General features: G+C 49.9%; 18 protein-coding genes and 3 tRNA genes. 13 read left to right on the plus strand and 8 right to left on the minus strand.

From position 1 onward, the window contains the following. Positions 1 to 102 precede the first annotated feature (102 nt). Positions 103 to 516: an Exc2 family lipoprotein gene (locus tag N6G83_RS16805; protein ID WP_074031307.1), complete on the plus strand. Its 414-nt coding sequence runs from the start codon at positions 103 to 105 to the stop codon at positions 514 to 516. 434 nt (positions 517 to 950) lie between these two features. Next, positions 951 to 2453, plus strand: coding sequence for a glycine betaine/L-proline transporter ProP (proP, locus tag N6G83_RS16810; protein WP_024528512.1), 1503 nt, complete (start codon positions 951 to 953; stop codon positions 2451 to 2453). A 422-nt stretch (positions 2454 to 2875) separates the two neighbouring features. Here the strand turns inward: proP and N6G83_RS16815 are convergent, their stop codons facing one another. Beyond that, the gene (locus N6G83_RS16815; protein ID WP_248006696.1) at positions 2876 to 3832 is read right to left on the minus strand and encodes a DMT family transporter; all 957 of its coding nucleotides are present in this window, start codon (positions 3830 to 3832) and stop codon (positions 2876 to 2878) included. A gap of 139 nt (positions 3833 to 3971) precedes the next feature. Between N6G83_RS16815 and N6G83_RS16820 the strand changes: the two genes are divergently transcribed. Beyond that, positions 3972 to 4466, plus strand: coding sequence for an Lrp/AsnC family transcriptional regulator (locus tag N6G83_RS16820; RefSeq protein ID WP_024485698.1), 495 nt, complete (start codon positions 3972 to 3974; stop codon positions 4464 to 4466). A gap of 77 nt (positions 4467 to 4543) precedes the next feature. Here the strand turns inward: N6G83_RS16820 and N6G83_RS16825 are convergent, their stop codons facing one another. Beyond that, positions 4544 to 4963 carry a hypothetical protein gene (locus N6G83_RS16825; RefSeq protein WP_211136674.1) on the minus strand — a complete coding sequence of 140 codons (420 nt, stop codon included), beginning with the start codon at positions 4961 to 4963 and terminating at the stop codon, positions 4544 to 4546. 268 nt (positions 4964 to 5231) lie between these two features. Between N6G83_RS16825 and N6G83_RS16830 the strand changes: the two genes are divergently transcribed. Beyond that, a complete protein-coding gene (locus N6G83_RS16830) occupies positions 5232 to 5684 on the plus strand; it encodes a hypothetical protein (protein ID WP_211136673.1) in 453 nt (150 codons plus the stop codon). 235 nt (positions 5685 to 5919) lie between these two features. On the opposite strand, the gene N6G83_RS16835 is transcribed toward N6G83_RS16830, so the two are convergent. Both N6G83_RS16835 and N6G83_RS16840 read right to left on the minus strand, forming a co-directional pair. Beyond that, entirely contained in the window at positions 5920 to 6414 is a 495-nt protein-coding gene (locus tag N6G83_RS16835) for a hypothetical protein (protein WP_024528506.1), read from the minus strand. Next, a complete protein-coding gene (locus N6G83_RS16840) occupies positions 6411 to 7244 on the minus strand; it encodes a winged helix-turn-helix domain-containing protein (protein ID WP_260524000.1) in 834 nt (277 codons plus the stop codon). The genes N6G83_RS16835 and N6G83_RS16840 overlap by 4 nt, the downstream gene beginning before the upstream one ends. A 558-nt stretch (positions 7245 to 7802) precedes the next feature. On the opposite strand from N6G83_RS16840, the gene N6G83_RS16845 reads away from it, so the two are divergent. The 9 genes from N6G83_RS16845 (at position 7803) to N6G83_RS16885 (ending at position 14984) form a co-directional block, all read left to right on the plus strand. Beyond that, positions 7803 to 8330 carry a CS1 type fimbrial major subunit gene (locus N6G83_RS16845; RefSeq protein WP_211136843.1) on the plus strand — a complete coding sequence of 176 codons (528 nt, stop codon included), beginning with the start codon at positions 7803 to 7805 and terminating at the stop codon, positions 8328 to 8330. A 77-nt stretch (positions 8331 to 8407) separates the two neighbouring features. Continuing rightward, positions 8408 to 10702, plus strand: coding sequence for a TcfC E-set like domain-containing protein (locus N6G83_RS16850; RefSeq protein ID WP_260524001.1), 2295 nt, complete (start codon positions 8408 to 8410; stop codon positions 10700 to 10702). A gap of 25 nt (positions 10703 to 10727) precedes the next feature. Next, positions 10728 to 11417 carry a pilus assembly protein gene (locus N6G83_RS16855; RefSeq protein WP_211136080.1) on the plus strand — a complete coding sequence of 230 codons (690 nt, stop codon included), beginning with the start codon at positions 10728 to 10730 and terminating at the stop codon, positions 11415 to 11417. Further along, entirely contained in the window at positions 11408 to 11881 is a 474-nt protein-coding gene (locus N6G83_RS16860) for a hypothetical protein (protein WP_211136081.1), read from the plus strand. Before N6G83_RS16855 ends, N6G83_RS16860 begins: the two co-directional genes overlap by 10 nt. Continuing rightward, positions 11878 to 12432, plus strand: coding sequence for a hypothetical protein (locus tag N6G83_RS16865; protein ID WP_211136082.1), 555 nt, complete (start codon positions 11878 to 11880; stop codon positions 12430 to 12432). The genes N6G83_RS16860 and N6G83_RS16865 overlap by 4 nt, the downstream gene beginning before the upstream one ends. Continuing rightward, entirely contained in the window at positions 12429 to 13109 is a 681-nt protein-coding gene (locus N6G83_RS16870; RefSeq protein ID WP_211136083.1) for a hypothetical protein, read from the plus strand. Before N6G83_RS16865 ends, N6G83_RS16870 begins: the two co-directional genes overlap by 4 nt. Continuing rightward, positions 13106 to 13639, plus strand: a complete 534-nt coding sequence (locus tag N6G83_RS16875; protein ID WP_074031297.1) for a helix-turn-helix transcriptional regulator — start codon at positions 13106 to 13108, stop codon at positions 13637 to 13639. The genes N6G83_RS16870 and N6G83_RS16875 overlap by 4 nt, the downstream gene beginning before the upstream one ends. A 25-nt stretch (positions 13640 to 13664) precedes the next feature. Then, positions 13665 to 14645, plus strand: a complete 981-nt coding sequence (locus N6G83_RS16880; protein ID WP_211136084.1) for a hypothetical protein — start codon at positions 13665 to 13667, stop codon at positions 14643 to 14645. Between the two features lie 150 nt (positions 14646 to 14795). Beyond that, complete coding sequence (locus tag N6G83_RS16885) at positions 14796 to 14984, plus strand: integrase (RefSeq protein ID WP_074031294.1); 189 nt, start codon at positions 14796 to 14798, stop codon at positions 14982 to 14984. A gap of 147 nt (positions 14985 to 15131) precedes the next feature. Here the strand turns inward: N6G83_RS16885 and N6G83_RS16890 are convergent. From N6G83_RS16890 to pgsA, 4 genes are all read right to left on the minus strand, one after another. Beyond that, positions 15132 to 15217, minus strand: a tRNA-Leu gene (locus N6G83_RS16890). A 10-nt stretch (positions 15218 to 15227) separates the two neighbouring features. Then, positions 15228 to 15301, minus strand: a tRNA-Cys gene (locus N6G83_RS16895). 55 nt (positions 15302 to 15356) lie between these two features. Then, positions 15357 to 15432, minus strand: a tRNA-Gly gene (locus N6G83_RS16900). A 144-nt stretch (positions 15433 to 15576) separates the two neighbouring features. After that, positions 15577 to 16125: a CDP-diacylglycerol--glycerol-3-phosphate 3-phosphatidyltransferase gene (pgsA, locus tag N6G83_RS16905; protein WP_024528495.1), complete on the minus strand. Its 549-nt coding sequence runs from the start codon at positions 16123 to 16125 to the stop codon at positions 15577 to 15579. Between the last annotated feature and the right edge of the window lie 50 nt (positions 16126 to 16175).

Here is a 16175-nt window from a genome sequence, read left to right on the forward strand (position 1 = left end):
AGCAAGGGTTGCACTATCAAGATGGGTTTCAATATGTTGCTACTGGGATAGAATAGCGGGACATCCTCTGGAACCTTCAATACCTATAACAAGGAGCTTCACATGTTATCGAAACATTACCGCTCGATCCCGTTGTTAGCCACGTTATTGCTCTGCGCTTGCACCACCTCACAAAACAGCGTTGAAAGACACGCCCGCCATGCCACCTTCCAGTTGGCGGAGGCACATTTCGGCCCCGATACACGCACCGATATCTCAAAATCGACGAAAGCCGCCATCCCATTCTTTGAGCAGTTTTATCAGATAGGCAAAAAAGATCGCCAGGATGGGCTGACCCGCGAGCAGGCACAGCAAAGGGTGAATGGGTTCCGCAGCCCTGATTTTTTACCTGAGTCGGAGCAAAAGGCGACAATGTTTAATCAATCCTATACGGCTGACTCGCCGAAAAAACAGCGTGAGATCCTGCTCGAAAATGCTATCGCCACTTACTGGGATGGCTATGACGGCAAGCCTTAACCGGACGAACTGCTAGCAGCACCGCCCCCTGATTTTGCATTCGTGAGGGGGCCTTAACCCTGTATCATTCCTGTACTGTTCGGGGACAGTGTAGACAGGTGTTCGGAGACATACTGAACACGTTTTAACACCCTTTATTGATGAAAACTGGCCCATCCCTCAGATAATCCTGCCGTAAAAGCCACTGAAAAACATAACATTTTTTACTCGGTTTGATTCAAACTCCAGATAACGCTAAGCTATATGACAAGAAAAACTAATCCTGAGGATGACATTTTTTGTTTAAAACCCTATTTATTGTGATGAGACTCTCAGAAAAAAACCACGAGGACGATCTGCAAAACAGAGGTGACATTAGCCTGACTGATATCTTGACCAATAAAAATGAGCGGGCCGACGAACTCGCCTACGATCAATTTTGCATGGGATGATTTATGAAGCTAAGAAAAAAAAAGCATAAACCACTACAGATTAATGACATCACGATTATTGATGACAGCAAGTTAAAGAAAGCCATTACCGCCGCCGCGTTAGGCAACGCCATGGAATGGTTTGACTTCGGTGTTTACGGCTTTGTCGCCTACGCACTAGGCCAGGTGTTCTTCCCTGGCGCCACGCCCGGCGTGCAGATGATTGCCGCTCTGGCCACCTTCTCGGTTCCTTTCCTGGTACGTCCTTTGGGCGGCGTCTTCTTCGGTGCCATGGGCGATAAATTCGGCCGCCAGAAAGTGTTATCCATCACCATCATTATTATGGCGATCAGTACCTTCTGTATCGGCCTGATCCCGTCCCACGCCTCGATTGGCATCTGGGCCCCTATTCTGCTGTTGCTGGCCAAACTGGCACAGGGCTTCTCCGTCGGCGGGGAGTATTCTGGCGCAGCCATTTTTGTAGCCGAGTATTCACCAGACCGTAAACGCGGATTTATGGGCAGTTGGCTCGACTTTGGCTCCATCGCCGGCTTCGTATTAGGGGCGGGTGTGGTGGTACTTATCTCCAGCATCGTGGGTGAGGCCAACTTCCTCGACTGGGGCTGGCGTATTCCGTTCTTCCTGGCAGCACCACTGGGTGTGATTGGCCTGTATTTGCGCCACGCCTTGGAAGAAACGCCGGCATTCCAGCAGCATATGGACAAAATGGAACAGAACGACCGTGCGGCAATTGAGAACCCGCCGAAAACTTCGTTCAAAGAGATCGCCACCAAGCACTGGAGAAGCCTGCTGGTGTGCGTAGGTATCGTGATCTCGACCAACGTGACCTACTACATGCTGCTGACCTACATGCCAAGCTACCTGTCGCATAACCTGCACTATTCCGAAGACCACGGCGTGCTGATTATCATTGCCATCATGCTAGGTATGTTGTTCGTCCAGCCATTGGTCGGCATGACCAGCGACCGCATTGGCCGTAGACCTTTCATCATTGGCGGTAGCGTCGGTCTGCTGTTGCTGGCCATCCCTAGCTTTATCTTGATCAACAGTAACGTTATCGGCCTGATTTTTGTTGGCCTCTTGATACTGGCCGTGTTGCTCAACTCCTTTATCGGGGTGATGGCCTCCATTCTGCCTGCGATGTTCCCAACCCACATCCGTTACAGCGCGCTGGCGATTTCATTCAATATCTCGGTACTGATTGCGGGCGTCACGCCAACGCTGGCCGCATGGCTGGTCGAAAGCACCGGTAACCTGTATATGCCAGCCTATTATCTGATGGTGGTGGCAGCGATTGGTCTGGTTACCGGTCTGTATATGAAAGAAACGGCCAACAAGCCGCTGCGCGGTGCTGCTCCAGCCGCCTCTGACCGCTCAGAAGCCAAAGAGCTGCTGCAGGAAACTTACGATAATATCGAGCAGAAAGTCGAAGATATCAGCCAGCAAATCGCCGATTTGGAGAAGAAAAAGCAAACGCTGATCGACCAGCATCCAAAACTGGATTAATTCTCCCCGGTGAACAAACAGGCCAGAGCTCGTTAGCGTAACGACTCTGGCCTTTTTATTACTCTCAATGGGGGCAGCATGAAGCCGGTCAAGACTTTGCCAGCCGCCTCGCTCTGTTTGCTTCCCCCCTCGAACATGCTAACTTGCCATGACTTTTCAGGAAGGCCGCAGTTATCAGGTTCGGATACCTCATTGCTTTGCGCCCCTTAACTTCAACAGTAATGATTAAGGGGGTGCCCTTGCCCGCCCGACTTTTCAATCCCGTCGCCATGTACCAAGGGTTACCAAACGACGTCTATTTATTACGGGATTGATGTTGGTAGCCCTTTCGGCCCAGCAGAGAAAGGTTGGCGAGAAATGATTAGAACAAGCCCAACTCACAGACGTAAGCAGGCCAAGGTAACTTGGCCAGACTGATAACGCTACGGAGTCTTGATGCCACTTGCCGATGGCTTTACCGTCACAATAAAAATACCCGACATGATGACCAGCAGGCCAATACCCAGCGTGAGAGTCAATTGCTCCCCCAGGAAGATAACGGACATCAGTAAGCCTATTACCGGCACCCCAAGCATCGCCGTCGACATGCTGGTGCTCGACAACCACATGCTGGCGGCATTCACCGCAACAAAGCAGAACGCGGTCGCCAGCGGCCCCATAAACAGCAGTATTTCGATTAACGATGTAGAACCATCGCCGGTATACGGCCCTTCGAAGACTCGAGCCATCAACGCCAACGGCACGCTGGCCAGCAGCATCTGCCAGGGAGCCAGCTCATACGCGCTGCACCCCCCTTTATGATAACGCAGGTGCAAAATGCACATAGCCCAGGCAAAAGAGGCCGTAAGCAACATCAGGTTCGCTACGATGAGAACCTTATCGCCCCAGTTAAACGTGAACGGGTTGAACAACACAATGACCCCTACACCACCGAGTAACGAGCCCATCAATTGCCGACGTGAAAGCGACTGACGGAAAAACAACACTGCGATAGGCGTGACCCAGAGCGGCGTGGTGTAAGCCAGGATAGCGGATCGGCCAGCAGGCACTTCGGTCATGGCAAAGGCACCGAGCACGGTAAATGTCAGCATTTGCAACAGCCCTACGCTCACCACCAACGGCCAATCCTTGCGTGGCGGGAATCGCAGCTTCTTGGTCAATATCTGCAGAGCAAACAGGCACAGTGCGCCACTGACAAATCGGGCAGTAGAAAGCCAAATCGGCGTCATATGAGAAAGCCCAGCCTTCATCACCGGCCAGTTCGCCCCCCAAATCACAATGGCCCCAACCAACAGCAGGACGCCTTTGATTTTCACGCTATCGGGCGCGTAGCTCGACACGTTTGGCGAGCCGGTTAAGTATTTACCCTCAGTATCCACAGCGGTTTCTCATCCATTCATTCAATATGCTAATTTTATCTGGATAACCGGGGAAACTTTCTCTTATTATGTTCATACAATCGGCTTTTATGAGTCACTTTAACCTCATAAATCACATTTTAAGGGTAAATTTTCTCATATGAAGAAGCTTGATCGCACAGACGTCGCCATTCTGAACTCGATGCAGACGAACTCGCGGATCACCAATGCGGAGCTTGCCCGCTCGGTCAATCTGTCCCCAACTCCCTGCTTCAACCGTGTAAAAGCCATGGAAGAGTTGGGCATCATCAGGGGGCAAGTGACCTTGCTGGAACCGGCTGTGCTTGGGCTCCATGTGAACGTATTTATTCAGGTGAGTTTGGAAAAGCAGGTTGAAGGTGCACTCAGCAACTTTGAACAGGCCATTGATCAGCGCCCAGAAGTGATGGAGTGTTACCTGATGACGGGCGATGCCGATTATCTGTTGCGGGTATTGGTACCCGATATTCGCGCGCTAGAGCGTTTTATTCTGGATCATCTGACCAAGATCCCGGGCGTAGCCAACATCCGCTCCAGCTTTGCCCTCAAGCAGGTGCGCTATAAAACGGCGCTGCCGCTACCGGCAGAAGGTATCAGCATAGTCTCTACGAAATAGTCGTTTGATCCAACCGACTCAAGACGTAGGGGCGCTGCTGCGCCCAATCTTGAGTAAGCTGCGCGAGCATAGAAGGATTATTTTTTCTTGGCAGTAGTCGAATTTGGTTTGGCTTTCTTTGGCTTGGCGACGACTTCTGCAGCAACGGTTGACTCTTTAACCGCTGGCGCCGATACCTTGGTTCTCGCTTTTGCCTCTGCGGAGGGCTTGGCAACATTGCTTTTTGCTTTGGCCGCAACCACAACAGGTTTACTTGGCGTTGTAGCCATCTTAACCTCCGAGGCAGGGGGCTCTATAGCGTTGTCCTTAGCCTGAACAGCACCGGGCTGTGCAGCTAATGCTTTATATTTTTCCACCAGATTTTGGTAAGTATTTAACGCTTTGGCGCCATTAAAGGAGTTGTCAATTTTCCCAGCGCGGATCAATTCGATCACCACCTGCTGGGCCGCTAGTTCTGGGTGTTTCGCCGGATTAATAATCTCAATTTCAAATTCCATCGTCATCTCCTGATTGAATAGCCGAGTTTTGTAGCATACCAGTTGCCGCGAGCAACAAAATCGGGCTGAATCCATTCAATTTATAAATCGACGACAGGGAAACCATAGCGCTACGTTATTGAATTCAACCATCGATTGAGAAAATGCCTCGCTACTTGTCGAATCGCGTAAGGGCTAATGAATGCTAGATTTAGATATGCGCCTCAGCCACCGAAATACCCAGTCCTTTTCCGTGGCAATGGTTCGGCTCATTTTAGGAGGAACTACAATGTCAAAAAATGCAGCTCTTATGCTGACACTTACCCTACTTGGCATCGCCCCAGCCCACGCCATCAACGCAAAATTTGCCCAGCAGCTTGAGCGTTCTGGCTGCACCCAAGTGACCGAGGCCCAAGGCTGTGACATTCACAAAACCAAGGCCGAGAATGCCAAGGCCGGTTTTGGAGCCGCTCCCGCTGCTGACACCAGTGCCAGCCCATATACCGGTGAGTGGGTTGCCACATTCCCACAGACGGGTGCCACGGTAGCGACAATCAGTATCGATGCCAAGGATCATGTCTTGGTCAACGGTAAGCAGGTCAAAGCAAAGAAATCTGATGGCACGCTGGTGTTCAGAAGTGGCACCATCACTTATACCATTCAAGGGGATCGCCGCCTCAAGGGGGAAGATGTCTGGGTGGATAATGATGCAGGCAGCAAAGGAGTGATTAACGCCAAATAAAATGCGGCTATCAGCTTGAAAGGAGGCGCCGGCAAAAAAACCGCCTCTCGGCGGCACAAAATTATTACATATTGCTCTGATTATTCTATATTTACTTTCCTGGCCGGGCGAGAGATGACCCCGTACAGCCATCAGTAGATGAATTAATCCCAGCGTTGCCAAGATCAGAAGACCGAAGTAAAAATTTCTTCGACCACGGCCTAAGGCCTGCGATACAGGCCTTAGACTGGCTCCCTCAATCATCCGTCCGTGAGCACACCATGATGGGAGAGTGCATATTTCCAATCATATACGCCTTGTCATTCCAGCGTGAAACACGAAACACCCTCGGTATCTTCCCGCTAATGCACCCCAACAGGTAGGTATTAATCACTCTTTTCGGGGTATTATCACCTTCCTCAATGGCATCATCACTGCGGCGCACATCAAACCAACCTTGCTCAGCATCGAGGGTTCGATAGTGTACGATGACAGTATGCAAGACACGGTGATTCTGCCCCCCTATCGTCAGCATCCCCGTTATACCGATGACACCACTGCCGTTGCTATTAAGCCGCAATGCGTAAGTTCCATTGAAGATCGGTGAATCAGGCTTCTCGTCAAAAATAAGTTTCGCTTGAGAGCGGCAACTCAGTATTGTTTCAGGTTTCTTATTACCGACTTTCCAGTAGCCTATCATTATCGCAATGATGCCACACAGTAGTGCCCAGGTAGGCCAGCGAATTTTCATTTAGGCACCATTGAGTAAAAATAGTAATTGTAACAAAAATCGGTTATTTTTTTATCAAAATTGCAAATAGAGAAGAACGCGCGATTATTACCTTCAAGCGTTTCGCGTAAACCATGTTCATCTTGCACATACATCAATAAAATATCATCAGGCGCGCAACGCTTACTTTGCGACTGTAAAAAGTATTCGGCATAATGCCGATATTTATCTTTTTGGTCGTCATCAAGGGCATAAACAGAATAAGTCCTACATCCTGCTACCTTTGCGACGTAGTGTCGGACTTCATTAGTAGGCGTGGGCCAGTAAAAAACAGACATGACTGACAATAAACCTAGCAACAGCAGAACACAGATGAACAGGGTGCGTTTATTTTCCACCCCCACATGCCACACGTGTTGCCATCTTTTATACAGTGGCAGTTCTCTTTGTGGAATGTTGATGATTTCATTATTAGAAATATAAACATCTTTCTCTTCATCCCGCAGTAATGTTGCCACTGGCTGACAAACCTTAACATCAACCACCCCCCCTAATTTGAAACCTAACCGATGAACCGCAATAATAGCATCATTAATTCCAAGTTCCTTTAACGACTTCCTTAAGAAGGCAACATTATGATTTAGACTGCTATTCGATGGAGGGTAGCTATTCCTCTCCCAGACTCTATCCAGCAGAACATCGCGATGAATGGGCTCACTCTGCGCTTTGATGATTTCTGCCAACAGACCTGATTGCAATACAGACAGCTTAATAGCAGCGTGGCTTTGGTTTTTATAACGTAACCCTTCATTTTCTTTGAAGATAACGCTGTCATTGAAAATATACTCCATAAATTATCGCTGTAGGCGTTATCGCTCAGCCTATCCTCACCTCAGGTAAAATTTTAATCACTTCGCCATAGCTCCTCCATGTAGTCAACTAGGAGAAGTCTCATGATCGCTTATCACATAACTCCCAAACGAATGCAATTGACAGATGCAAATAAAAAACCATAGAGGGATTTTTATCCATGTTATTCAATGCAATTAAATGCTGCTTTTTCCTGCTCACAGCCATTTGCGCTTCAACATTGTACACAATAGTCATTAAAACTTCAATTATCAAAATAACAGATAAAAACACTTCATTTCACTTCAATTGTGAATGGTTATTCCAATATCAACCTTTGCATGTCTACAATACTCACCATCTGGAACAGTCCTAACTTGCGGATTAACCGGATAAAAAACAAATGACCGCATAGGATACAATCCTGGGGAGTCACTTTGCGTGGTGGTTAAAGAAAAGAATAACTATTCATTTCCACCTCCTAACAGAGTTTTCCCTGAGAGAGAATCCAGTGCAATATCATCTTGATGGATGAGTGAATTTCCACATGGAGAGAGACAATGAAATTTAATCAATACGCACTGATTTTAGGTATGGGCATGTTTTTCTGCGCTGGCGTTGCCAATGCAGCACCAAGCAATCAGGTACCGAAAACCATCCACCTTACTGCAAACATTAACGACGCGCTGTTTGTGTCTAAACCAGACGGTTCAAGTTGGTATGATGTAGAAGAAGTTAAGGCTGTGGATTATAAACAGCAAAAATTTGCTACAACGCTGCCGATCCGCGTATGGAGTAAAAATGAATCCTTTAAATTGACGCTGGCACAGCCGTTGAAAATGAGCAACGGTAATTATGAGATGCCCAATGCTAATATCACCGTAGATACGGGTGCAGGTTCTAAACCCTTGGCCACAGGGACTGCCACAGAAATAAAGCAAACGGAAAAATCAGGTTCTGAATATGATCAGGTTTATAACCTGAACATTAACCTTGACGCCCCTGTTGAAGCTAATGGTTTAAGCACCGGCGGTAATTACAGCGGCGATCTGGTCATGCTGTTTGAACCCGTAGTTACCGGGCCATAAGTTCCGTATGGCCACTTTGTCTAGCGAAGTGGCCTTTAACACTTTTTTATATTTAATTTGCCTGGAATGCATAATTAATGTTCATCAAGGAAAAGAAATGTTCTAAAAAAGGAGAGGTTTATCTGACGCTATGCCGGTCGATATTCCTGACGTTGATTATCACTACTCATGCGCAGGCTAATAACCCATTAAAATTCGTCTATGGTGTTCCAGCCGGTTTTAGCGAATCCGAAATTGATGACACCGCAAAATATGTTGCCACCATTGATGGCCTTACCTTGCCGGATTTTATCAGTTATTCACCACAACTGAATAAGCTCAGTTTTGATCAGGAAAAATATCGTAGCAATGCCGTTACCCCCGAAGTCATCACTAAAATGCAGAAAATATTCGATCAACTGGACTACAAAAAATGCCAGAACGGTTGCGATCTCACGCTGGAGGGTCAATACGTGACGGTGGATAAATTACGGCGTGCCATTACCCTGCGCAGCAGTGAAAGCGACTACATTTTGCCTGCAACCTCATTGGGATTGGTACACAACCAAAACGTGGATATCCGCACCTCCAGCGATCGTTATCGCGCCGCAAATATCAATAGTAATGCCTGGCTGGGCATGCCCTGGCAAAGTTTTGCCTACCTCAACTGGTACAGTAACTACAGCAGCATGCGTGGAGAAAACTCTCACCGTCAGGGCATTTCAACCTACTACCTGCAAAAAAACTTTACCTCTACTTATTTACGTGCAGGCCGGCAGAACAGCATCGACTATAACTCGGGCAGCGTTAGCACCACGCTCTCCCCCAGCTTTGATCAGTTTGTGACCCTCGGCAGCCAATCGAACCTGCGTGTCGGCGGCGACAACGGTGAGCTAGTGCTGTTCTCCGCCGCTGAGGGCAACTACGAGTTCTATCGCGATGGCCGTATGATCCTCAAGCGCCCGGCGGTTCTGGGGCGCAATGCTATCAGCGTTAACGATCTGCCAGGTGGCTACTATTCGGTCGAAGTTCGCTTGGTCGATCGGAACGGCAATATCATCAACCGCGAAAACCACGCCATCAGTAACGTCAATTTTGGCGGTTATCCCGGCTATGTAGCCTGGCATCTGACGGCGGGTAAAGATCTTGGCAACGATGGGCATTTGCTGGAAGGTGGTTTCAGCCGTGATGTGCTGTGGTTTTTCTTCAATGGAACCGTTATCAGAGGTTCACAAGGGAAATGGGCTACCGAAGGGAATATCACACGTCCAGGCACGCTGGGGGATGTCCAGATCGCGCCAACACTTGGAATAATGAGCGGTGAAAAGGGCACTGGGGGTTATCTCAACCTGTCGTTGAACGGTAACACACTGGGCAACCTTTCTTACAGTCGTTATCAGCACAATAACGTTTCTTATTACAGCTATGGCTCATCAAGCAGCGCGCTCTCTTACAGCCGTGGCCTGGGAGGCACGCTGCTCTCGTACAACTACAGCCAATACTCCAGTGGCGAATCGCATCAGGTTGAATCACGCTGGAACTATCGCCCCAATGGACTGTGGTCAACCTTCTCAGTGGGCATTCAAAAAGGGGGATACCAGCAGTCCGGCGGCAACTACGGCATTTTTTTCAATACGACCTGGACGTTGGATCGCGTACAGGGCAGTTTCTCCGCCGCGCGTTCCGGTGGACAAACCCAACTCAGCGGCGACTACCGCCATGCCAGTACCGATACTTTTGGCACAACCACGTTGGGCACCACAGTCAGCCGCATCAGCGATACCAATAACGTGAACTTGTATGCCACTCGAGAAGGTAGCCGTGGCGATGTTGCGCTAAATCTGGGCCGCAGCGCGAGCAACAATAACGCCGACCTGAACTATCGCGGCATGGTTGCCGCCAATAGCCGAGGGATCGCACTGGGCCGCTACAGCAACAGCGGTACCGCCATGTTGCTCTCTACCCCCAGTCTACAGGGGGTGGATTATGGCTTTGAAGTTGAGGGGGCTCCCGTGGGCAGTGGCAGCGTTTACGCCGTGCCTATCAACAGCTATCGGGATATCGCTTTTGCCCGTGTCAATAGTCAGGATCGCGAGCAGGACATCAACGTTGAAGTGCCTGCCAATATCACACGCGCCCATCCAGGCCAGGTCTACGCAGCCAAAGCCAGCGTGGATATTAACCTGCTGTATAACGGATTTTTGCAAGACGAGCAGGGGAACCCGGTGAGTGGAACTGTCCAAGAAACCGGTGACATTGCCTACCCAAATGGCCTGTTCTCCATCGCTAGCAAGCAGCTATTACCCGCCATCGAGGTCGAAAACCAAAACCGTCGTTTTCGCTGCGATCTGAGCAAACCCAATAACAATGTTTACACCTGTTCGGCACTGTAGTGCCAAGCATTGCCCTACCGGAGTCATGATGAAAAAAACACTTTTACTGCTTCCCCTGTTGGCCAGCCTCAATGGCTTGCCTTTAAACGCCAGTGCGGGGCCACAATTGATGGTAACGCCAATCAGCCTCAAGGTTTTTAACCAGCATGAGCAACGCGTCTCGGTGCGTAACACCGGCGATGCCCCGCTCTATCTTTCGATCTCTCTGGCAAAGGTGGATAACCCCGGTGAAGCGCAGGAACACAAAACACTCATCAGCCAACTGCCACATCCAGAACTGATGGCCACACCCAACAAACTGACGCTGGGGCCTAACCAGTCGCGGGATATCCTCCTCACGTCGTTGCAAGAGCCAGCAAGCGAGACTGTGTATCGGCTTTATGTTGTCCCCGTTAAATCCCTGGAATTCAGCGGAGTCACAGACGATAAAATTACTGCCCCGGTGACGCTTTCTGTAGGGTATGGCGTATTGATACGCCATCTGCCCGCCCCAGCCAATCAGCGCACTGCGCTGGAGCACCGTTGCGGCGTTAATGAGCTCACCTTGCTCAATAGCGGCAATACTCGTCTACTCCTGCGCCAGGTTAAAGCAACCCCAGCCAGTAATACGGTGACTGACGTATTGGCGCTGTTTCCCGGTACGCCACAGACCTTGAAAATCAGACAGTTTAGCGCCGATCTCGATGGCAAACCGGTTGAAATCACATGTCCCTGATCTTCTGGCGCGGGTTAAGCGTATTGATGGCGCTGCTGCTCGTACACAGCAGCTACGCGGGGGGGTTATTAAGCCTCTCACAGGCTGAGTTGACCGTCCCACTCCAAGGCCGGTTACCCGAACTGGTAGTGGAAAACCGCGGGGACGGGCCACTGTATCTGGAGGTCCGGCAGCAGTTGCTGACCAATCCGGGACTCCAACCCGAAACATTGATTGACGTAGGTCATACCGAGTCTCCCTCATTGCTGGTCATGCCATCGCGTCTGATCCTTGGCCCTGATCAAAAAAGAACGATGCAGTTACGTGTGCTTTCAGCACCGGCGAAAACCCAGGTATGGCGTATCACATTTCGGCCACAACAACATCTGAGCGTGACCACCGCAGGATCAACGCCTGCAGGCCTGCCTTTGCTGGTCAGCATCGGCTATGGGGTGGTGATTTATCAGACAGGGAGTCAATCATGAAGCAGCGTTGCTCGCTAGCCTGCACACTGTTGCTGGCATCGGCCCTGCTCTCGACAGCCGGTGCCAATGTAGTGATGCTTACAGGCAAAACGACCAGTCGCGTCAGCACTACCGTCGTTAAAGCCAATCGACTCATCGTCAATGATGCCAACGGAGGTTGGTATACGCAGGAAATGGAGATGTTCCAGTACGGTGCGGCTAATTCCCCCTATCAAATCGAGTTGCCACTGCGCATCACCTCCAGCAACGGTATCTTTCAGGTGAGCCTGGATGAGGCATTGATCCTCCGCCAAGCTCAAACGCCAGCACTGCAATTTCAGCCCGCCCAGATCAGCATGGCCAATGTGGGAAACTCAGCGCAAACACTGTCGGTAGGCGCACCAGTGCAGTTCCATAACCCCGCTTCGGCGCAGCCATTGCAGGACACCATGGGGGATTACACCCTCAACATCAGCGCACAGCCACCTGATGGGGATTTCAAAACTACGGCGGGGATTTATCAAGGGGAGCTGAAGCTCACTTTTGAACCTGTTGCCAAGGCGCAGCCATGAAGCCGCATCTTTTATCCTGGTTCCTCGGCCTGAGCTGCGCGCTTCTGCCCGTTGGCGCAATAGAGGCGGCGATCGACATTTCACCGAAACGCATTGAGTTGCGAGGTGACGAACCGCAGACCATCACGGTCAGCAATAATGGCGATCGGATTGAATACGTCACTATCGCAACCGAGTTAGTGACCAACCCAGGCGTTCACTTTTCCCAGGAACAACGTATTCCTCTGGGGCTGGTCCGCCAACCTACGCTGTATGCCTCGCCGTTCAAACTGACCCTCAGCCCGCAGCAGCATAAGGTGCTCACCCTGCGGCCATTGAAAAGCGTGGAAAGCGAAACGGTCTATCGTCTCAATGTACGCCCAATAGTGCAGTTGCAGGGCACCTCAGCAGAACGTGCAGCATCGGGCATCGCCGTGAACCTGAGCTTCAGCGCGATCATACGCCAACGACCAGACCGCGAAAAAACCGGGCTTGATATCCAATGCGAACACGAGGGTGCACTCCTCACCGCAACGGGGAATGTCCACGTCACCCTCAAAGGAATACTGACTGACGGCCTCCCGGTTGCAGATCTCAACATCTACCCGGGAACACCGCAGCGCTTGCCGGGCAAACAAATCACCTTACCTGGCTATCGCGGTTGCCTCGCCAGTAAACGCACGGAAAAAGAGTTATGAATATTGCTATCTTCGATCAAAACCATTTCTACGCCAATGGATTGAAAGTGATCATCAATGAGTTTCTTTCGCAAGGCGCTAATATCACCATCAACGAGAGCTCCTTACTGAGCACAGCGCACCTGGTTATCCGCACGCCCGCCCTTTCAAGTTGGGAGGAATGGCAAAGCGCCTTTAACCATCCCCAGACGCTGTATATCTATCATCGCCTATTGCCCGCGGACCCGCTTCGCCGGGATAACGCACTGTATCGCGGTGATCCGTTAGGGATGACGTTAAACACGCTGAAGCAACATTTGCACCGTTGCCCTGATGAAGAAATTCCCCCTCCATCAATAAACCGCACGCTGTCAGATACCGAGATCCAAGTGCTCAAACTGATCAAGAGGGGTTGGTCTGACAGTGTGATTGCAGCTCATTGCCGGCTGCGCACCAAAACCGTCAGTCTGACACGATGCAACGCGATCAAAAAAATGGGGTTACACAATCGCCTTGAGCTTTATCAGTTGCTCAGCAAACTGCATTTCTAATTTGTCGAATCTAACAGGTATTATTATGAAACACCTCCTCATTCTTTTTTCATTGCTGCTTTTTAGCTCTGGTCCAGTCTATGCTTACCCATTCATAGCCGCCCCAGTCATTTCCGGTCTCAGCAACTGCGGAGTGATTAAAAATGACAATGGCAGCTGGCAAGTCACCTTTTCTGTCGACTGGCTCGATATGCCAGCCGATCCACCTGGCTTCTCCTTGAGCCAGCGTGTCAGCAGGGGTGTTGTGATTTATCTCTATGATAAAAAAGGAAAAGCCATCGATAGCTATCTTCCTAGATCTAGCATCACCATGAATGGCGTGATCCCTGGAGATTCGCACGGCATTATTAAATTCGAAAAAGGTCATCTGGCTTATGGAAACAATGTCACTACTGGTGGGTGGAAAGATTTTGGCCCCCACACAGGTAAAGTCGTTGTCAATGTAGCACGTCTTGACGTAGCCATAATGGCCATACGTCTCTCGAATGTTTATAATTCGGCTGTATCATATGATCAAGCTGGTGCGGTCTATTTTTCAGCCTCACAGGCAACATCCAAGTGCCAACTGCTGACCAACCCCAATATACCCCCGGTGATCGTGAATCTTACGATGAATGCCCCTGACTGGGACTTAGGCGAGATCGCCACCGGCCAGCAACAGAAAGTCATGACCAACAACGCCGATCGCCTCTGCATCAGTTATCTTTCCACTGAAAGTGCCGGTAAGGATTTTATCGTTAATGCCACTAACGCTAACGGGATGGTGAATAATCGCTTTCTCCTCAAGCACAGCCTGACACCCACCAATACGCTTCCCTATACCCTGACGCTGGACAGTATGGGCAAACAGATCCTGCTGCCGAATACTGACAATTCCAGCATCAGGTTTGAAGACAGCGGTAACCAAACCTGCTTTACACCCACGTTTGATCTGTATGGCAGTGACGACCAGGAGTTAGGCGACTACACCGACGTAATCACCTACGAGATCGTGGCCAAAAGTTAAACTATTCGACCTTCGTCAATATTTAGGCATACAAGTATGGTAAACCATAAGACACCGGAGTCTCGGTATTCTGGCGGGTAGACAAAGATGCAGATTATAGCGTACTCAATGACGTCGTTAGCCAAGGTGCCAATGTACATATAAACGAATCTGGCAGCCAAGGTTGCTAACCCAGGTCTTGACATTGATTTTACATTTCACGATTTGAAGGCAAAAGGCATTTCGGATCTGGAAGGTTCGCTCAGTGAGAAACAGGCGATATCTGGCCACAAAAATGCGAGCCAAACGGCAACTTATGACAGGAAAGTAAAAATTGTGCCGGTGGTAGGTAATCAATAAAAGTGAATGGATATGCTGCTTTCGGTTTTTATTTGCCGAAAGCATCTTCCGAACATCTTCTGAAACGTGATTTTTGGCACAAAAAAACCGCCTCTCGGCGGTACGACATTACTACATATTGCTTTGATTATTCTTAGTTTATTTTCCTGGTACCCGGGGCGGGACTTGAACCCGCACAGCCATAAGCCGAGGGATTTTAAATCCCTTGTGTCTACCGATTTCACCACCCGGGCTCGGGAAAATTGGAGGCGCGTTCCGGAGTCGAACCGGACTAGACGGATTTGCAATCCGCTACATAACCGCTTTGTTAACGCGCCTTAATTCTGTTTGCCTTTGCAGGCTAAAGCTCGTAATCACCAGCTTTACTAAATTTGGAGCGGGAAACGAGACTCGAACTCGCGACCCCGACCTTGGCAAGGTCGTGCTCTACCAACTGAGCTATTCCCGCATTAATCAGAACTTGCTGATTTTTTTAACTCTTTTGGCAACTCACCGCTGCCGTCTGATGCGATGCATTCTACTTATCTGGCGTGGTGAGTCAATAAAATTGTTGTCTCACCGGGTTCGTTTGCCGATTTTTACATCGCTTCGATCAAGGTTCCAGCAAATCGCGGCGTGCCGCGTTCAAATATTGGAACATTGACCAGAAGGTCAGCACGGCGGCGATGTACAGCAAGCCGAACGACAGATACTCCACTGTACGTTCTGGACGCCACAACAGGCCAACCAATGACATCATCTGCGCCATGGTTTTCACCTTGCCAATCCACGAAACCGCCACGCTGCTGCGCTTGCCGATTTCCGCCATCCATTCGCGCAACGACGAGATTATGATCTCGCGGGCGATCATGGTTGCCGCAGGCAGAGTGATCCACCAGGTGTGATAATGCTCAGCTACCAGCACCAGGGCCACCGCCACCATCACCTTATCGGCAACCGGATCGAGGAACGCACCAAAGCGGGTTGTCTGCTTCCAGCGACGGGCTAAAAAGCCGTCAAACCAATCGGTTACAGCAGCAAACACGAAAATGACCGCACAGAGCATCGGAGCCCAGACGAACGGCAGGTAAAACGCCAGTACGAAGAATGGGATCAAAACTACGCGGAACAGGGTAAGCCAAGTCGGTATATTCAATTGCATAATGCTGGTAACTATCTGGCTGGAGTGGAAATTAAGAGTATGTTGCTACA

It is taken from the genome of Serratia sp. PL7, assembly GCF_945957435.1.

Excerpts from the sequence above, each read along its gene's own strand:
- N6G83_RS16865 (WP_211136082.1), top strand. The coding sequence starts at position 11,878 with ATGAAGCAGCGTTGCTCGCTAGCCTGCACACTGTTGCTGGCATCGGCC.
- N6G83_RS16835 (WP_024528506.1), bottom strand. The coding sequence starts at position 6,414 with ATGAAAATTCGCTGGCCTACCTGGGCACTACTGTGTGGCATCATTGCG.
- N6G83_RS16805 (WP_074031307.1), top strand. The coding sequence starts at position 103 with ATGTTATCGAAACATTACCGCTCGATCCCGTTGTTAGCCACGTTATTG.
- N6G83_RS16820 (WP_024485698.1), top strand. The coding sequence starts at position 3,972 with ATGAAGAAGCTTGATCGCACAGACGTCGCCATTCTGAACTCGATGCAG.
- N6G83_RS16830 (WP_211136673.1), top strand. The coding sequence starts at position 5,232 with ATGTCAAAAAATGCAGCTCTTATGCTGACACTTACCCTACTTGGCATC.
- N6G83_RS16860 (WP_211136081.1), top strand. The coding sequence starts at position 11,408 with ATGTCCCTGATCTTCTGGCGCGGGTTAAGCGTATTGATGGCGCTGCTG.
- proP (WP_024528512.1), top strand. The coding sequence starts at position 951 with ATGAAGCTAAGAAAAAAAAAGCATAAACCACTACAGATTAATGACATC.
- N6G83_RS16840 (WP_260524000.1), bottom strand. The coding sequence starts at position 7,244 with ATGGAGTATATTTTCAATGACAGCGTTATCTTCAAAGAAAATGAAGGG.
- N6G83_RS16870 (WP_211136083.1), top strand. The coding sequence starts at position 12,429 with ATGAAGCCGCATCTTTTATCCTGGTTCCTCGGCCTGAGCTGCGCGCTT.
- N6G83_RS16855 (WP_211136080.1), top strand. The coding sequence starts at position 10,728 with ATGATGAAAAAAACACTTTTACTGCTTCCCCTGTTGGCCAGCCTCAAT.
- N6G83_RS16845 (WP_211136843.1), top strand. The coding sequence starts at position 7,803 with ATGAAATTTAATCAATACGCACTGATTTTAGGTATGGGCATGTTTTTC.
- N6G83_RS16880 (WP_211136084.1), top strand. The coding sequence starts at position 13,665 with ATGAAACACCTCCTCATTCTTTTTTCATTGCTGCTTTTTAGCTCTGGT.
- N6G83_RS16875 (WP_074031297.1), top strand. The coding sequence starts at position 13,106 with ATGAATATTGCTATCTTCGATCAAAACCATTTCTACGCCAATGGATTG.
- N6G83_RS16825 (WP_211136674.1), bottom strand. The coding sequence starts at position 4,963 with ATGGAATTTGAAATTGAGATTATTAATCCGGCGAAACACCCAGAACTA.
- pgsA (WP_024528495.1), bottom strand. The coding sequence starts at position 16,125 with ATGCAATTGAATATACCGACTTGGCTTACCCTGTTCCGCGTAGTTTTG.
- N6G83_RS16850 (WP_260524001.1), top strand. The coding sequence starts at position 8,408 with ATGTTCATCAAGGAAAAGAAATGTTCTAAAAAAGGAGAGGTTTATCTG.